17 protein-coding genes are annotated in these 17,999 nt (G+C 45.0%); 6 read left to right on the top strand and 11 right to left on the bottom strand.

Annotation, left to right across the window (positions count from 1 at the left end; all coding sequences use genetic code 11):
• Positions 1-19 precede the first annotated feature (19 nt).
• Positions 20-1,945 (top strand): RecQ family ATP-dependent DNA helicase, encoded by a 1,926-nt coding sequence (locus KJB05_RS04465; RefSeq protein ID WP_208446290.1) that lies wholly within the window; start codon positions 20-22, stop codon positions 1,943-1,945.
• Here the strand turns inward: KJB05_RS04465 and dinB are convergent.
• A complete protein-coding gene (gene dinB / locus KJB05_RS04460) occupies positions 1,942-3,006 on the bottom strand; it encodes a DNA polymerase IV (RefSeq protein ID WP_005436657.1) in 1,065 nt (354 codons plus the stop codon). The genes KJB05_RS04465 and dinB overlap by 4 nt on opposite strands.
• Before the next feature lie 172 nt (positions 3,007-3,178).
• Here dinB and KJB05_RS04455 point away from each other — a divergent pair, with 172 nt between their 5' ends.
• Complete coding sequence (locus KJB05_RS04455) at positions 3,179-4,393, top strand: diguanylate cyclase (RefSeq protein WP_208446291.1); 1,215 nt, start codon at positions 3,179-3,181, stop codon at positions 4,391-4,393.
• Positions 4,394-4,457: 64 nt separating this feature from the next.
• Here KJB05_RS04455 and KJB05_RS04450 read toward each other — a convergent pair whose 3' ends face one another.
• From KJB05_RS04450 to bolA, 10 genes are all read right to left on the bottom strand, one after another.
• Positions 4,458-5,837 (bottom strand): IS4 family transposase, encoded by a 1,380-nt coding sequence (locus KJB05_RS04450; RefSeq protein WP_213053075.1) that lies wholly within the window; start codon positions 5,835-5,837, stop codon positions 4,458-4,460.
• A gap of 142 nt (positions 5,838-5,979) precedes the next feature.
• Complete coding sequence (nqrM, locus tag KJB05_RS04445) at positions 5,980-6,213, bottom strand: (Na+)-NQR maturation NqrM (RefSeq protein WP_005436655.1); 234 nt, start codon at positions 6,211-6,213, stop codon at positions 5,980-5,982.
• A gap of 22 nt (positions 6,214-6,235) precedes the next feature.
• Entirely contained in the window at positions 6,236-7,240 is a 1,005-nt protein-coding gene (locus KJB05_RS04440) for an FAD:protein FMN transferase (RefSeq protein WP_005436654.1), read from the bottom strand.
• Between the two features lie 155 nt (positions 7,241-7,395).
• Complete coding sequence (nqrF, locus tag KJB05_RS04435) at positions 7,396-8,619, bottom strand: NADH:ubiquinone reductase (Na(+)-transporting) subunit F (protein ID WP_005436653.1); 1,224 nt, start codon at positions 8,617-8,619, stop codon at positions 7,396-7,398.
• Between the two features lie 33 nt (positions 8,620-8,652).
• The gene (gene nqrE / locus KJB05_RS04430; RefSeq protein ID WP_005436652.1) at positions 8,653-9,249 is read right to left on the bottom strand and encodes an NADH:ubiquinone reductase (Na(+)-transporting) subunit E; all 597 of its coding nucleotides are present in this window, start codon (positions 9,247-9,249) and stop codon (positions 8,653-8,655) included.
• Positions 9,250-9,256: 7 nt separating this feature from the next.
• A complete protein-coding gene (locus KJB05_RS04425) occupies positions 9,257-9,889 on the bottom strand; it encodes an NADH:ubiquinone reductase (Na(+)-transporting) subunit D (protein WP_005436651.1) in 633 nt (210 codons plus the stop codon).
• On the bottom strand, positions 9,889-10,674 hold the full coding sequence (locus KJB05_RS04420; RefSeq protein WP_009707443.1) for a Na(+)-translocating NADH-quinone reductase subunit C: 786 nt from the start codon (positions 10,672-10,674) through the stop codon (positions 9,889-9,891). Before KJB05_RS04420 ends, KJB05_RS04425 begins: the two co-directional genes overlap by 1 nt.
• Positions 10,664-11,905, bottom strand: coding sequence for an NADH:ubiquinone reductase (Na(+)-transporting) subunit B (locus KJB05_RS04415; protein WP_208446237.1), 1,242 nt, complete (start codon positions 11,903-11,905; stop codon positions 10,664-10,666). The genes KJB05_RS04420 and KJB05_RS04415 overlap by 11 nt, the downstream gene beginning before the upstream one ends.
• A gap of 3 nt (positions 11,906-11,908) precedes the next feature.
• Positions 11,909-13,249 (bottom strand): Na(+)-translocating NADH-quinone reductase subunit A, encoded by a 1,341-nt coding sequence (locus tag KJB05_RS04410; protein WP_032803016.1) that lies wholly within the window; start codon positions 13,247-13,249, stop codon positions 11,909-11,911.
• A 472-nt stretch (positions 13,250-13,721) separates the two neighbouring features.
• A complete protein-coding gene (gene bolA / locus KJB05_RS04405; RefSeq protein WP_005436644.1) occupies positions 13,722-14,030 on the bottom strand; it encodes a transcriptional regulator BolA in 309 nt (102 codons plus the stop codon).
• Positions 14,031-14,236: 206 nt separating this feature from the next.
• Between bolA and KJB05_RS04400 the strand changes: the two genes are divergently transcribed.
• From KJB05_RS04400 to KJB05_RS04385, 4 genes are all read left to right on the top strand, one after another.
• Positions 14,237-15,394 carry a methyltransferase gene (locus KJB05_RS04400; RefSeq protein ID WP_208446238.1) on the top strand — a complete coding sequence of 386 codons (1,158 nt, stop codon included), beginning with the start codon at positions 14,237-14,239 and terminating at the stop codon, positions 15,392-15,394.
• Between the two features lie 39 nt (positions 15,395-15,433).
• On the top strand, positions 15,434-16,006 hold the full coding sequence (locus KJB05_RS04395; RefSeq protein WP_061008880.1) for a YajG family lipoprotein: 573 nt from the start codon (positions 15,434-15,436) through the stop codon (positions 16,004-16,006).
• Positions 16,006-16,551, top strand: coding sequence for a peptidylprolyl isomerase (locus KJB05_RS04390; protein ID WP_009707446.1), 546 nt, complete (start codon positions 16,006-16,008; stop codon positions 16,549-16,551). Before KJB05_RS04395 ends, KJB05_RS04390 begins: the two co-directional genes overlap by 1 nt.
• A gap of 71 nt (positions 16,552-16,622) precedes the next feature.
• Positions 16,623-17,975 carry an MFS transporter gene (locus KJB05_RS04385; protein WP_208446239.1) on the top strand — a complete coding sequence of 451 codons (1,353 nt, stop codon included), beginning with the start codon at positions 16,623-16,625 and terminating at the stop codon, positions 17,973-17,975.
• Positions 17,976-17,999 lie beyond the last annotated feature (24 nt).

Here is a 17,999-nt window from a genome sequence, read left to right as displayed (position 1 = left end):
AAACCAAGGTTTCCCTATTATGCAAAGTGACTCGCTTCAGCAAACGCTTCAATCCGTATTCGGGTTTGACTCATTAAGACCCGGCCAACAACCGGTGATTGAAGCTGTAATGAACGGACACTCAGCCGCAGCCATCTTCCCAACAGGCTCAGGGAAATCGCTTTGTTACCAGCTTCCCGCAACTCAGTTACCACATCTGACGTTGGTGATTTCACCACTTCTCGCTCTGATGAAGGACCAACTTAGTTTCTTACAAAGCAGAGGCATTGCTGCGGCATCTATCGACAGTAGCCAAAGCCGTGAAGAAACCCAGCAGGTGATGGCTGGCGTGAAGAATGGGCATATCAAGATTTTGATGATCTCGGTAGAGCGACTCAAGAACGAACGTTTTCGCGAGTTCATTCGTCAAATCCCACTTTCTCTCATGGTGGTTGATGAAGCACACTGTATCTCGGAGTGGGGTCATAACTTCCGTCCAGACTACCTTAAACTGCCGCAATACCAGCGTGAACTGAATATCCCTCAAACCCTCTTGCTGACTGCAACCGCTACGCCAGCAGTTATCGAGGACATGCAAAGTAAGTTTGATATCGCTGGCGAGAACATTACCGTTACCGGTTTCTATCGCTCTAATCTTGATATTTCGGTACTTCCATGCGAAGAAGAAAACAAGCTAACTCAATTGAGCGACATCATTGCTGCTGCACCGAAACTGCCAAGCATCGTGTACGTGACTCAACAGCAAACCGCAGAGCAAGTTGCTAACTCACTGATTCGTTTAGGTATCAATGCTCACGCTTATCACGCGGGAATGAAGAGTGACATTCGCGAGAAAATCCAACAGCAATTCATGGACTCGCAAATTGACTGCATTGTCGCCACAATCGCCTTTGGTATGGGTGTAGATAAATCCGATATTCGCCGTGTGATTCACTTCGATTTACCGAAATCTATCGAAAACTACGCACAAGAAATTGGCCGAGCGGGACGTGATGGGCAACGTTCGGAATGTATTCTTCTTGGTAATACCTCTGGTCTAACGGTATTAGAGAACTTTGTTTACGGCGACACGCCTGAGCCAAGCTCAATCAATTATGTACTGGAACAAATTCGCGAGAACACGCCTCAGTGGGAAGTGATGGCACTGCGTTTATCTCGCGACAGTAACATTCGCCAACTGCCGCTGAAGACCTTGTTGGTTTACCTAGAGCTGGAAAAAGTGATTGAAGCCAAATACAGCTATTTCGCCGAATATCGCTTCAAGTTTTTGCAAGACCGGTCTTTCATCCTCAATCAGTTCCAAGGCGAACGACGCCAGTTTATTGAAGCTATTTTTGCTTGCTCGACCAAAGCGAAAGTATGGTGCCAAGTGGATTTAGAAGCGTTGTGGATGAACTATCAATCTGAGCGCAGCCGTGTGGTTGCGGCGCTTGATTACTTCCACCAAAACGGTTGGATTGAATTAGAAAGTAAACAGCTCACGGATGTGTATTCGGTTCTCCCTGCAACTCAAAACCAAGAAGCGACCTCTCAACATTTGGTTGAACTGTTCCAATCCAAAGAGCAAAAAGACATTGAACGAATTCATACGATGTTGAATCTGTTCCAATCATCGGACTGCTTGAGCTATCAATTAGCGCATTACTTTGCTGATCACAATGCACCGACGCAATGTGGTCACTGCTCAGTATGTCGTGGACAAGTCGCATCATTCCCTCAACCACAACAAGAGCAACCTGAACTGGCACATTTATCCGCTTGGGTTGATGAGTTTGTTCAGCTTTCACCAACGGCGATTAGTAATGCCGCCGTAGCTCGATTCCTATGTGGTATTAGCACGCCAATCATCACTCAACTCAAAGCCAGTAAACTTCGGGGCTATGGTTCAATGGCGAATGTCTCTTTTGAACACGTACTCAAGCAAGTTGAATTAGCGCGAGCTTAGAAAAAACTCAGTTGCCGTGCTTGTTCTTCAGGCTTGAGCATCACACTCAAGCCTAACAAGCGTATCTCTCGGCCGTTTTGACGCTTAAGAATGTCTCTTAACAGAACTTTGAAGTCATCCAGTTCCAATTGGGGGTGGATGTGCTCAATCGTTGTGAGCTGAAAGTCGGCGAACTTGAGCTTAATTCCCTGCTTGATGATCGATTTATCTGGGCTGGCTTTCTCTAAGCGTCTCTCCAGTTCAGGGTACAGCTTATCTTCAATCACCTTCCAACATTCGTCGTAAGTCGAGATGTTTTCGCTAAAGGTTCGCTCTACTCCAACCGATTTGCGTTCTCGCTCCACTACCACTTCACGATCATCAATACCATGGCTGCGTTTCCAAAGCGAAGCACCTTGACGGCCGAACTGACGCAATAGTTCACGGTAATCACTGTTTTTTATGTCTTCACATAGATAGAAGCCAGCCTGATGGAGTTTCTCTAAACTAACTTTGCCAACACCTGGAATCTTTTCCAAAGGCAATTTATCGACCACCTCTTGGACTTTATCGGGTGGAATCACAAACTGGCCATTGGGTTTGTTCATGTCGGAGGCGACTTTGGCAAGAAACTTAATCGGAGCAATGCCTGCAGATGCAGTAATTCCCAGCTCATTTCGGATATCATTACGAATAGATTCCGCAATCAAGGTCGCGGAACCACGACATACCGTAGAGTCGGTCACATCGAGATAAGCCTCATCAAGAGAAAGCGGTTCAATCAGCGATGTATATCGTTCAAAGATGGCGCGAATCTGCTGAGAAACTTGTTTATACACGTGCATGCGTCCCGGAACGACGAGGAGGTTCGGACATAGTTGTAATGCTCTTGCGGTTGGCATTGCACTGCGTACACCAAACTTACGTGCTTCATAATTACACGTACTGATGACACCTCTTTGCTTCTCATGGCCACCTACTGCAAGCGCAATCCCACGGTAATTTGGATTGTCTCGCATTTCTACCGCCGCATAGAAACAATCCATATCCACGTGAATAATTTTTCTTACTCGCTCAATCACGCTCTACACACAAACACACTGTTCAAAAAAACAGTATAGCTGCAAATATACGTATTGGAAATACTGTTATCTGGAGTCAATATTGGAAATTTTTGTCGGAGTTTTTAATAGCGATGTATTCATATTTCGTTATTATTGATTCAAATAACACTAAAAAAGTAGGGACACTTCTTTGAGTAATAAAATACTGGTCGTCGAAGACAGTCGCGCCTTTAGAAACTATCTCGTACAGATCTTAACTCAGGCTGGTTATGAGGTACTTGCTGCAGAGAGCTATGCGGACGCTCAATCCATTTTAGCGGCTAAACCAGAGCTGTTGTGTGCGGTATTAGATTACTGCTTACCTGACGCCCAAGAAGGCGAAATCATCGACCTTTCTTTAGCTCATCAACAAAAAGTCATCGTGCTTACAGCAATGTTTCAAGATGATGTTCGTGAAAAAATGCTGGCGAAAGGCGTGTTGGACTACATTCTGAAAGACAGTATGGCTTCCGTCTCGTACCTCCTTCCACTGATCAAACGATTGACCAATAATCAGCGACACAAGTGTTTAGTCGTTGACGATTCAATGACGGTTCGCCGCCACGTTGTTCAATTGCTAGAGCACCAGTACATCCAAGCGTTGCAAGCTGAAAATGGCCAACAAGCCATCGAGTTGATCGAGCAAAACCCAGATATCACCTTGGTACTGACTGACCACGATATGCCAGTAAAAGATGGTATTACCATGATCCGCGAGTTGCGTCAGAAATTGGATAAGAACCAACTGGCCATACTGGGCATCTCAGGAAGCGACGATCACACCATGACCGCACGTTTTCTTAAGGCTGGAGCGAATGACTTTCTATATAAGCCTTTCAATCAAGAAGAATTCTTTTGCCGCGTTCATCAAATCTTAGACATGAAAGAAGCAACCACTGAGCTATTTAGAATGGCAAACCAAGATGCTCTAACTGGTTTATGGAACCGACGCTTTTTGTTTGGACAAGCTTGTGGTGGTTGTGAGAAGCGCAATATCGCTATGCTGGACATCGACTTTTTCAAGAAGGTCAACGATAACTACGGGCATGATGGCGGTGATGCCGCACTGGTGATGGTAGCGAATATCCTAAAGATTTACTTCCCTGAAGACGTCATCGCTCGCTTTGGTGGGGAAGAATTCTGTATTCAAGCTTGTGGAAGCTATGATGATTTCGTCACTCGTTTAGAGCAAATGCGCCAAAGGGTAGAGAAAACCCCTATTCCGCATCAGAAAGAAGACATTCAAGTGACCATCAGTGTTGGCGTGTCAAATATACAGGGTAATCTAGACCAACAGATAAAAGTGGCCGATGACCGTTTATATCAAGCGAAAGAAAGTGGTCGAAACCAGACTGTCTATCAATAGCGCCCTGTTTCTCGATTACAAAAAAACAAAACCCAGCGACAAGGCCTGTCTCTTGATCACAAGTCTAGTGATCAAGAGACATTGCGAGCTCGTAGCCTTCAAGGATGGTTTGCAGTTTAAACCATCCTTCCCATAGTGCCTTTATTGAAGCTCTGCCCGTCCTCTTGGTATCTTTCCAACCGCCTAATTTAGCAAGATTTCTGTACGCCCAGCTCATATCGGGTACTTCTTTAGGTAATGTCTTGCTTTCTAGTTTCAACCACAGCAGCTTCCAAGCTTTTGTGCCCAAGGCCTTTTCACAACTTTCTGTTGATAGCTCATCAACTTCTTTAATGAAACGTAACGCCAATAAACGAGTCGCAACAAAGGCATAGATGACACTTAACCTCTCTAAGTTACCTTTACTTTGGAGTCTTAGTGACTCCACATCCGTACCTTCACTTTTCCAGACTTTATGGAAGTCTTCAATCAGCCATCGACGCTCGTAATAACCGATAATTCTCATGGCGTCTTCAACGTTGTTTATTGGCTCCGACGTCAAGAGGTGCCATGCTAACTTGTCTTTTGATGCCCCTTGCTCAAGGCAACCAACATAATAAACAGGTATGCCTGCGTGCTCTTTTTTGTTTGCCGGAGCCTTTAATGTCACCTGACCATATTTAACGTCAAGCTTTACATCTCTCGCTTTTCTCCCTCCTTTTTGGGGGATGGTAAGCTCCTTTGTCTCGACACTTGGTAACGCTTGCGCATAGTCGTAAAGCTTTTGAGCGTGTTCTTCTAGACAACGACTTTGCATTGAGCGAACGACAAAGCGCTGCTGATGTTGACGTTTATAAGTTAAGTATTCGAATAGGTCTGCTTCTCGGTCACAGACCGAGATAACATCTAACATCTTATCCCCTAGGCGCTCAACGACACGGCGAGAAGCTTGCTCCCATTTGTAACTCTCTTTCTCCTCGTAAGGACGAGTCGCGTGTTGGTGCTTTTGCCCACGCTTAGTAATATCTCGGCTCCATCGTTGTTGCTCGATAAGACCAACAATGGTCTGACTTTGTGGTGCAAAAAGTAACGTCGAATGTACATGGAGAGCTCGGGTTCTATTGCCTTGATTCGTGTGCCCGAGCTCTTCTTTTATACTTCGATGAGGAAAACTGAGCGTTGTTGTATCTTCAAGCGCAAGTAATTCTTCATGCTCTTTAGCTCGGGATACGGTTGATTGAAAGCCAGCTTCAGCGATGTCTTTTGCATCGATGTTTTCATTACGGATAAAGCGATATGCGCCTTCCATATCGGCGGGAGAAAAAGGAAGTTTAGCCACGGAGACTCCTGGTTGATTAGCAATGGAAGTCGCTAAACTGATGAGGCGTTGTGTTCTTCGAGGATCTTTAAGTTGTGCTTGTCCAAATTGTTCTTGCGCCCAAAGTTTAGCGTCTGAGTGTGTCATCTTAGTGTTTCAGTAAGGATTCTTAAGTGATCAGATCGCACACACTTGAAAGAGTTCAAAAAAATCCCTAAGCTACAAGCTTAGGGATTTGTGTATAAGAGACAGGCGACAAGGCTGGGTTTTCTATTTTGGTTATCGCCGATTAAGCAATGCGATCTTTTTCCCATGCTGCAAGCTTCTCAGCACGCGCAGCTTCACGGGCTTCACGCTTTTTACGTGCATCACATGGTTCTGGGCAGTTACATACTTTCTCGATGCCTACTGCACCAAGACCACCACAGCTACCTTTTACAACCTTCTTTTGGAAGATGTAACCTACTGCCATCGCTGCAATCACCGCAACAAAGACAGCAAAAGTAATTAGAAATGTACTCATAAGGACATGCTCACTTCTGTTGTTATTTCTTCATGAACGGCTTGTATGCTTCCGAAGCCAGCTCTTTAAAACCATCATCCGTTTTCACAACCATGAAAACAGGAATGTTATTCTCGTTCGCGATTTCCATGCCTTTGTCTTCACCTAGCACCATTAGACCAGTTGCAAGACCATCAGCCGTCATCGACGATTTATCCAGTACCGTTACAGACACCACTTTATGATGGATTGGTTTGCCTGTTTGCGGGTTAATGATGTGAGAGTATCGCACACCATTGCTCTCAAAGTAATTACGATAGTCACCGCTTGTTGCAATTGCCATATCACCCGGCTCAATAATTTCTTGAATTGAGCGCTCATCAACGGTTGGCTTTTCAATTGCAATACGCCACGGCACACCTTCACGGTTAATGCCTTTCAAACGCATTTCACCACCAACTTCTACCATGTAGTTGTGAATACCTTCAGATTGTAGGTAATCCGCAACCACATCAACACCCCACCCTTTTGCGATAGTTGATAGATCAACGTAAAGGTTTGGAATGTCTTTAGACATTTTATTGCCTTCAATAGACAGATGATGGATACCTGTATTCGCTTTGCGAGCCGCTAGCTCTTCGTCTGTCGGAACCACATCTGGACGTGCTTCAGGTCCAAAGCCCCAGAGGTTAACTAAAGGACCAACAGTGACGTCTAGTGCACCTAAAGTAAGACCGTTTAGACGAATCGCTTCTTTCACTACTGTTGCAGTTTGTGGTGATACCTCGAATGGCTCACTCGTTGTGTGTTGATTAAAACGGCTAAGCTCTGAATCTTCACGGTACGTCGACATTTGATCGTTCACTTCTTCAAGTAGACGATCGATTTCTGTCTGAAGCGCTTCAGGCGATGGTAGGCCATCTTGCTGAATGTATTTGATGTTGTAAGTTGTGCCCATTGTTGGGCCACTTAGATGAATTTGATCCGCAGACTTTTCACAGCCAGCCAAAACCAATAGAGAAGCGAATGCAACAAGCCACTTTTTCACTTGTTTACTCCTATTGTCGTTAAATTGATATGGAAAATGGGTTCTCTTGAGACAAACCGATTTCCTATATCAACTGTTGAATATCGTCGTGTTTTCTACAAAAAATAATGGCTAGCTCTTAGAGAGCTAGCCATAGATTCAATCACTTGGAGGGATTAACCACCGAAGTCATCTAGTAGGATGTTTTCATCCTCTACACCTAGATCTTTTAGCATGCCGATTACAGCAGCGTTCATCATAGGTGGACCACACATGTAGTATTCACAGTCTTCTGGCGCTTCGTGATCACGTAGGTAGTTCTCGTAAAGAACGTTGTGAATGAAGCCAGTGTAACCATCCCAGTTATCTTCTGGCATAGGGTCAGACAGTGCACAGTGCCATACGAAGTTATCGTTGTCAGCCGCTAGGCCATCAAAGTCTTCTACGTAGAACATTTCACGCTTAGAACGTGCGCCGTACCAGAATGACATCTTACGCTTAGAGTGCAGACGTTTTAGCTGGTCGAAGATATGAGAACGCATTGGAGCCATACCTGCACCACCACCAACGAATACCATTTCAGCGTCAGTGTCTTTCGCGAAGAACTCACCAAATGGACCAGAAATCGTACACTTGTCGCCTTCTTTCAGAGACCAGATGAACGATGACATGATGCCAGGTGGTACGTCTGGGTTGTTAGGCGGCGGCGTAGCGATACGCACGTTAAGCATGATGATACCGTGCTCTTCTGGGTAGTTAGCCATAGAGTATGCGCGGATCGTTTCTTCGTTTACCTTAGACTCGTAGCGGAACAGGTTAAACTTGTCCCAATCTTCACGGTATTCTTCAGGTACATCGAAATCAGCGTATTTAACGTGGTGAGCTGGCGCTTCAATCTGGATGTAACCACCAGCACGGAAAGGTACTGATTCGCCATCTGGGATTTGTAGCTTAAGCTCTTTGATGAATGTTGCTTTGTTATCGTTAGAGATAACAGTACATTCCCACTTCTTAACGCCGAAGATTTCTTCAGGAAGTTCGATGTCCATGTCAGTTTTCATTGCAACCTGACATGCTAGACGCTCACCTTCACGTGCTTCACCTTTAGTAATGTGGTCAAGCTCGGTAGGTAGGATGTCACCACCACCTGATTTAACTTTTACGCGACACTGACCACAAGAGCCACCGCCACCACAAGCAGAAGATACGAATACGCCAGCACCAGCTAACGCAGATAGTAGCTTACCACCTGGTTGTGTAACGATCGCCAGTGAAGGGTCATCGTTCACAGAAATTGTAATGTCACCTGTTGGTACAAGCTTAGACTTAGCGAAAAGAATCACTAGTACTAGCGCAAGTACGATCAGAGTAAACATCACTACACCAAGAATAATGTCCATTGACTATTCCTTAATTGTTGCGGTTTACCCGACTTACAGTTGAACACCAGAGAAAGACATGAAGCCTAACGCCATTAGACCTACAGTGATGAACGTGATGCCTAGACCACGTAGACCAGGAGGTACGTCTGAATACTTCATCTTCTCACGGATACCTGCAAGAGCAACGATTGCTAGCATCCAGCCCACACCAGAACCGAAGCCGTAAACAACAGATTCAGCAAAGTTGTAGTCACGTTGTACCATGAAAGATACACCACCGAAGATCGCACAGTTTACTGTGATCAGCGGTAGGAAGATGCCTAGCGCGTTGTACAAAGGTGGGAAGAAACGGTCAAGAACCATCTCCAGAATCTGTACAAGTGCCGCAATTACACCGATGAAGGTGATGAAGTTTAGGAAGCTAAGGTCTACGCCCTCAACTAACGCGTTCTCTTTCAAAACTAGGTTGTAAACTAGGTTGTTCACAGGAACCGCGATAGTTAGTACTACCACAACGGCAACACCTAGACCGAAAGAGGTCTTAACTTTCTTAGATACGGCAAGGAAAGTACACATACCTAGGAAGAAAGACAGTGCCATGTTTTCGATGAAAATCGATTTAACTAGCAGACTGATGTAATGTTCCATGACGTCCTTACTCCTTCGCTTCGATTTGTTCAGGTCTGATAATGCGGATAGCCCAGATCATGAAACCGATTAAGAAGAATGCTGATGGTGCAAGTAGCATCAGGCCGTTTGGCTGGTACCAACCACCGTTGCTCACTAGAGGTAGTACTTCTAGGCCAAATAGTTTGCCTGAGCCAAATAGCTCGCGGAAGAAACCAACAGTGATAAGAACGAAACCGTAACCAAGACCGTTACCGATACCATCGATTAGAGATGGGATTGGCGCAGACTTCATCGCGAACGCTTCAGCACGACCCATTACGATACAGTTCGTAATGATCAGACCTACGAATACCGATAGCTGTTTAGAGATATCGTATAGGTATGCTTTAAGCACTTGGTCTACCACGATTACTAGAGATGCGATGATCGCCATTTGAACGATGATCCGCACACTGTTAGGAATGTGGTTACGGATTAGAGAAACAGAGAAGTTCGACAGTGCAGTTACAAATGTTACTGCTAGTGTCATTACAAATGCTGTTTCTAGTTTAGTTGTTACTGCAAGAGCAGAACATACACCAAGAACCTGCAGCGCGATCGGGTTGTTATCCAACACAGGCGCCATAATGCTCTTTTTAATGTTTTGTGCGCTAGACATTAGTTCAGACCTCCGTCACGAACTTTTGCTAGGAAAGGACCAAAGCCCATGTCACCTAACCAGAAGTCGAATGTACCTTGAACACCGTTACCAGTTAGTGTCGCACCAGATAGGCCGTCAACGCCGTGTTCAGAACCTTCTGGAGCACCACCTTTAACAATCTTGATTGCTGGTTTGTGGTTCTCGTCGAATAGTTTCTTGCCAACGAATTGAGCACGCCATGCTGGGTTCTCTACTTCACCACCAAGTCCAGGAGTTTCACCTTGCTCGTAGTAAGTGATACCAGACACAGTGTCACCGTCAGTTTCAACCGCAACGAATGCGTACATCATTGACCAAAGACCAGTACCGTGAACAGGGATGATAACTTTAGATACTTCATCACCGCTTTTCACTAGGTAAACGATACCAGTATTAGCACGACGTAGGATCTTAGCTTTGTCTTCTTCAGCCGTTAGCTTGATAGACTCAGATGGATCTTTCGCTGCTTTACGTTGGTCGTAGTTAGCTGCTGTAGAACCGTCACCCGCAGTCTCAACAAAATCACCTGTTTTGAAGTCAACTAGACGAGGTTCAATGTACTCAGCAAATAGCTCAGGTACTTTTTTACCGTCAGCTTCAATGCCAGCAACTTCTACAATCTTTGATTGCTTATCTAGGACAGCGTTAGCTTTTTGCTTATCACGCAGGCCTACTGCCGCTGTTGATACGATGATTGAACAAACAAGGCTCAACCCGATAACAACACCCAGCGTCTTTTTAATGCTGTCGTTATTACTTGCCATAGCGTGCTAGTCTCCGCTTGATGTTCTTCTCGATAACTACATGGTCGAACAGAGGTGCGAATAGGTTCGCGAATAGAATCGCCAGCATCATACCCTCTGGGTAAGCTGGGTTAACTACACGGATCATCACACACATTGCACCGATTAGGATGCCGTACCACCACTTACCACCGTTGGTAAATGAAGCTGATACTGGGTCCGTTGCCATGAAGAACATACCGAATGCAAAACCACCTAGAACTAGGTGCCAGTGCCATGGCATGTTGAACATTGGGTTGGTGTCAGAGCCGATCACGTTGAACAGTGTCGATACTGCAATCATACCGATCATTACACCCGCAATGATGCGCCATGAAGCGATTCGCATGTATACGATCATCGCTGCACCGATCATTAGAGCTAGTGTCGATACTTCACCAATTGAACCTGGGATGTTACCGATGAAAGCATCCATCCAAGTGATAGGAGCGCCAGTGATGTTGTTGATCAACGCGCCGCTACCGCCGTGAGCCCATTGGCTAAGAGCAGTTGCACCAGAGAAGCCGTCAGCTGCTGTCCATACTACGTCACCCGAGATTTGAGCTGGGTAAGCGAAGAATAGGAAAGCACGACCTGCAAGTGCAGGGTTAAGGAAGTTACGACCTGTACCACCGAAGATCTCTTTAGCAACAACAACACCAAATGTGATACCTAGTGCCGCTTGCCATAGAGGTAGCGTTGGTGGAACGATAAGTGCGAATAGAATAGAAGTTACAAAGAAACCTTCGTTCACTTCGTGCTTACGCACCATACAGAAAAGCACTTCCCAGAAACCACCAACAATAAATACTGTTGCGTAGATTGGTAGGAAGTAAGTCGCACCTAGTAGCATTTTACTGCCAACACCAGCTTCCGCACCGATGGTGCCGCCAAGCATTTCTGTTAGCCAGTAGTGCCAGTTACCAGAGATAACTGTCGCTAGTTGCTCACCAGCGTACATGTGGTTAAGTGCTGCGATAGCTTGGCCACCCGCGTTGTACATACCCCAGAACATTGCTGGGAATACCGCGAACCAAACCATGATCATGATACGTTTTAAGTCAACGCTATCACGGACGTGCGAGCTACGTTTTGTTACTAGACCTGGCGTGTAGAAAAGCGTTGCCGCTGCTTCGTACAGTGCAAACCATTTTTCGTGTTTGCCGCCTGGTTCAAAATGATGCTCGATATCCTCTATGAATTTCTTAAGCATGGATTACCCTTCCTTCACAATGGTATCTAGGCATTCACGAAGTAGCAGACCGTACTCGTATTTACCAGGACATACAAAGGTGCACAATGCTAGATCTTCTTCATCCAGTTCAAGCGCACCCAGTGCTTGAGCACTGTCTGTATCGCCTGCACATAGATCACGAAGTAGCAAAGTAGGTTCCATATCAAGAGGCATTACACGCTCGTAGTTGCCAATTGGAACCATTGCACGATCACTACCGTTAGTTGTCGTTGTCATGTTAAACAACTGACCTTTAAAGATGTGACTCAGGAAAGATTTAGTGATTGAGAATTTGTTTTTGCCAGGAACAGCCCAGCCAAACAGTTCTTTCTCACGACCTTCACGCAGGACAGAAACCTGCTGATGGTAACGACCAAGGTAAGCATGTGGACCAGACGCTTGAGTACCAGAAAGTACAGAGCCTGAAATCACACGAACTTCACCTGGCATCAATTCGCTGTCAGTTAGGTCTTCAAGAGAAGCACCTACAACAGTACGAAGAAGACGTGGGTTATTCACTACTGGACCAGCAAGAGATACAACACGATCTGTGTATAGCTCACCAGTAAGGAATAACTTACCGAACGCGATAACGTCTTGGTAGTTGATGCTCCAAGCCACGTTTTGTGCATTTACTGGGTATAGGAAATGCATGTGGGTGCCAGCAAGACCTGCTGGGTGAGGGCCATCGAAGACGTGTTCTTCTACGTTAGACTGAGAAGAGCGTGGCAAACTAGTACCAGATTTACATACGTAAACCTTGCCTTCTGTCAGGGCTGAAAGAATGTCTAGACCGGCAACGAATGCTTCTTGTTGTTCATTAATGATCAACTCAGGCTGAGCTGCTAGTGGATTAGTATCCATCGCAGTTACAAAGATAGCCTTAGAATTTGATTCGATTGCTGGAACCTTGCTGAACGGACGAGTACGTAAAGCGGTCCAAAGGCCAGATTCAACCAATTGAGTCTTGATCACTTCGCGATCTAGACCTGCTAGTTGAGCTGCTTCGAACTTATCAAATGTCACCTGCTCTTCGCCTGCCACTTCAATCACTACAGATTGAAGAACACGCTTAGCGCCACGGTTAACTTCGATCACTTTACCGGCTGCTGGAGCTGTGAACTTAACGCCAGGGTTCTTTTTGTCTTCAAAAAGAACTTGCGCTTTTTTCACTTCATCACCAACGCGGACATGCATGGTAGGACGCATGCCAACGTACTCTTCGCCAAGCAAGGCGACTTTTTTGATGGTCTTACCATCATTAATCACCTGGGATGGAGTTCCTGCGATAGGAAGATCCAAGCCCTTCTTTATTGTAATCATACGCACTTGCACTACTTTTATCGGGAAAAAGATTCTTTTGATTGCGTAACTTTTAGACACGACATCAGTGTCCGGTTTCGATGCTGTTTAAAACATCAAAATCGCAACATCCTATTAATTATCTCGTCACAAATATTAGGCGAGATTTATCAGGTGCGGTAGTCTAGCATTTTTTGGGAACTTGATGCCATGACCAATCTTAGGAAAGGTGGGTTTATTTCGGTAGAATCGAGTGTAAAAGGTTAAAGAATAGTCATAACTTTGACCCATCGCACAAATGCCAAATCCCTTGCATCTGTCATGGAAATAAAACATTCACGCTTTGAAACATGCATTAATTTTCATTCATTTGTTGAAACACTGTTAACACATTTTTTAACCTTCATTTGTGCCACATTTTAATCCCGAAAAGATGTAAAACAAAAAAAGATGGCCGAAACCATCTTTTTCAAATCAGCGAGTTAAAGCCGGTTTAACGACCGCCACCCATACACATAGGACTATCTGGCGCGCCATCTTGCTCTAATTTCCACTCTTCATTGGTGTAAGTATGAATCGCCAACGCATGGATGTGATTATCGAGTTCATCAGCAAGCACGGTGTGTACCTGACGATGTCGACCAATAAGGCGCTGACCCGCGAACGCATCACTGACAACAATCACTTTGAAGTGACTCTCAGAACCCGGCGGAACATTATGCATGTAGCTCTCATTGATCACTTTCAAATAATTAGGTTGCAGCTCACTATGCAGCTTCTTTTCTATGATTTCTTGGATCATATTCAGTCCTCATCGATACTAGTCCGGTAAGTATATACTCTACTTTGACAAATGAAATCAACGAAACCTCCTTGCTCTACCTTCTCATAATCCACACAGTTCACTAAAAGCCTGTGAAAATCAGTAAATTTGACAGCTTTTTGTATCTTGAATCTTCATCATTTGCGACAATAATCACTAATTTCCAAATCCACTTACGTTTAGTTATGAAAACCGAATTAGACCTTCACGATCGTAGCCTCACGCTACATCGTTTCCCAAAGCGCTCCAATGAGACTCTTCAAGCATGGGATGCGGGTGATGAGTACCTTATCAATCACGTAGAAGAATTAGCGCTGCCAGAGAATCAAAACATCGTGGTTATCAATGATAATTTCGGCGCGTTGGCATGCTGGTTTTCAGAGAAACATAATGTCACATTGATGAGTGACTCTTTTATTTCTCATAAAGGTGCCAAACAAAACCTCGAAGATAACCAATGTAAGCAAGTTGCCTTTCTCAGTACGATGGATGAGATCCCTGAGAATACAGATTTGGTTTTGATGCAATTGCCGAAAAGCAACCGCCATTTGGTTTGGTTGTTAAGTCAATTACGTAAATCGCTTCCGGCCTCTTGCCCTATTATTGCGGTGAACAAAGCCAAAGAAATCCACACTTCTACTCTGAAGCTCTTCGAAAAATACTTGGGTGAAACCACCACCTCCCTTGCATGGAAAAAGCATCGTTTGGTGTTTTCTCACGCAACCGCGCAGCCAATCCATGCCGTAGATCCGATGACAGTTTGGGGCGTAGACGGAGAGAACATTCAACTGAAAAACCTGCCAAATGTTTACTCAGGTGAAAGCTTGGATTTAGGTGCACGCTTTATGTTGCAGCACCTGCCTCAAGACCCTGAGTTGAAAAACATTATCGACTTGGGCTGTGGTAATGGTGTGTTGTCCATCAAAATGGGGCAGTTAAACCCAAAAGCTCACCTAACTTGTGTTGATGAGAGCTTTATGGCGGTGGAGTCTGCAAGGCAAAACCTTATCGCTAACTTAGGTGAAGGCCGAGATATTGAATGTATCGCGAACAACTGTTTAGACGACTTCAAACCTGAAAGCACATGTATGGTGATGTGTAACCCACCTTTCCATCAGCAACAGGCCATTACCGACCATATCGCTTGGCAAATGTTCTGTGACTCAAAACAAATTCTGAACCAAGGTGGGAAGTTATTGGTCATAGGTAACCGTCACCTTGGTTACGATGCAAAGCTGAAACGTCTATTCGGCGACAAAAATGTGAAATTAGTCGCTTCTAACAATAAGTTCGTGATTTTACAGGCAACGAAAAATCCTGCTAAATTAGGCGCTAAGCAATAAAGTCCTGACTTTAGCAAAATGTTTAAAAGGAATAATAAGATGAAAAAACTGGTACTAGCGGCTTCGGTTGCCTTGCTTGCTGCATGTTCAGCGCCACAACAGCAACCTCAACTGAGCCTGATGCCTGAAACAACGCTAAGCACTAACCCTATCGTGCAAGGCAAAAGCTACAGCCTAACCAGTAAAGATGTACGCGCCGCACAATACGTTGCGCTAGTCGACAACGGTCGCTCAAACATTTTGCCACTTCACGCGAAGCAGAACCTACGTATTTCTCTTGAAGAAGCATTGGAGAAGCAATTCTCTTCTCAAGGTTTCCACTCTGATCTGAACAGCGACAACTCAATCGAACTTGAAGTGCAAGAAGCGTTAGTAAACGTGAAGCACTCTGTAATGGAAAACGAGATGGATGCAAAAGTGGTTCTAGAAATCACAGCAGAAACTCCGCAAGGCAAGCTAGTTAAGACCTATACTGGTACTGCTAAACGTTCAGGCACACTAAGCGCTTCAGACTCTGATATTGAGCAAACTCTTAATGATGTTGTTGCTCTTACTTTGAAAGAAATCGCGAATGACCCTGAGCTTCGTCAATACATGCAGGAGCGATTCTAATGCTACGCAAAGCCATTCTTTCTCTCGCGCTATTAAGCTGCAGCGTTTTCGCTGGTCCTAAAGTGGCGTTTGAAACCACGCTAGGTAACTTCACTGTTGAGCTCAATGAAGAAAAAGCACCGATTACTGTCGCTAACTTCCTCAAATACGTGGAAGACGGCAGCTACGAAGGTACAATTTTCCATCGTGTGATTCCTGGTTTTATGGCGCAAGGTGGCGGCTTTAATCAAGATATGCAGATGCAGAAAACTTATGCGCCAATCAAAAACGAAGGTAACAACGGTTTGAACAATGACCGTGCAACCATCGCGATGGCACGTACAAACGCTCCTGATTCTGCAACGCGCCAGTTCTTTATTAACCTCGTGGACAATGACTTCTTAAACTATGGCGCTCGTCCACCTGGTTATGCAGTATTTGGCGAAGTCACTGAAGGCTTCGATGTCATTCAAAAAATGGCCGCTCAGCCAACCAAATCTATCGGTCGCATGCGCGATGTCCCAGAGACGCAAATCGTCATCACCAAAGCAACACTACTCAAATAGCCAAAACCATAAGCCCTTTGAATATTCGAAGGGCTTTCTCTTTTAGTGGCTCTATTTTAACGGATTGATTTATGTCTTCATTACCTTCCATCACTTGGTTGGAAACGGTAAAAAGTTACCTCGATAAACGCCTACTTTGGGTTTTCATGCTCGGTTGCTCCAGCGGCTTTCCATGGGTGCTTATCGGTTCAAATATGTCAGGCTGGCTGAAAGATGCTGGTTTAACACTTTCTGCAATCGGCTACTTTGGTAGTGTGTTCGCGGTCTACGCGATCAACTTTCTATGGGCGCCATTGGTCGATCGCGTCAAATTGCCTGTTTTGCATCGTTTGTTGGGACAGCGACGCAGTTGGATATTTTTATGCCAAAGTATCGTCTTAGTTGCGACGCTGTTTATTGCCGGCGTAAACCCAGCAGAAAACCTGATGTTCACATCACTTCTTGCTCTGTGTATTGCTACGGCTTCCGCAACACAAGATATAGCCATTGATGCATTTCGTATCGATACTTTCCCTAAAACGGAGCAATCTAAACTTCCGCAAGCTTCAGCTATGGCGGTGATTGGTTGGTGGACAGGTTACTCCTTACCGGGCTACTTAGCTTTCATCAACGCTGACAGTATCGGTTGGAACGGTGTCTACTACGGGATGGCGTTTATTGTCGTTTTACTGATGATTTTTACTCTATTGGTCGGTGAACCGAAAACTCAACGAGAGCAACTTCAATCTGAAGCGGAGCAACGCCATAAAGAGGTAGTTGGTTCTAAAGTAGTGGCTTGGTTTACTGTAACGGTTGTAGAACCCTTCTTAGACTTCTTTAACCGAAATGGCGTTCGTGTTGCCATCACCCTGCTTTTGTTTGTTTTCCTATTCAAGATTGGTGAAGCCTTCTTAGGACGTATGTCGATCGCCTTCTACAAAGAGATTGGTTTTAGCAACGAACAGATTGGTTACTACTCGAAACTGATTGGCTGGGGTGCGACCATGCTGTTCACCTTTGTTGGCAGCATGTTCAACGTTAAGTTTGGTATTGTACGTGGCCTGATGATTGGCGGTATCGCCATGGCGGCAAGTAACTTGATGTTTGCTTGGATTGCGAAGGTGGGCCCAAACGAGCACTTGTTCCTAGCAACAATCATTGTCGATAACTTTACGACCGCTTTCTCGACCGTCGCTTTTGTTTCCTTCTTAACGATTTTGACTGGGCAAGCTTTCTCAGCTACTCAATACGCGCTGCTAGCTTCACTGGGCAACTTTGGACGAACAACGTTGGCGTCATTCAGTGGCGAGTTGGTCGACTATCTGAATGACTGGACCACCTTCTTTGCAATTACTGCAGTCATGGTTATTCCAAGTTTGATCATGCTCTATTCTTTACGCCACTACTTTACCGAACTGCTCGAAAAAGCAAGGCAAAGAGACTAAAGAAAAATAGTAAAAAAACCACCG

Origin of the sequence: Vibrio sp. B1ASS3, from assembly GCF_905175355.1 — a bacterium.
GTDB lineage: Bacteria > Pseudomonadota > Gammaproteobacteria > Enterobacterales > Vibrionaceae > Vibrio > Vibrio owensii.
The sequence above is the reverse complement of the archived record's forward strand: the minus strand, read 5'-3'. Positions and strand labels throughout refer to the sequence as shown.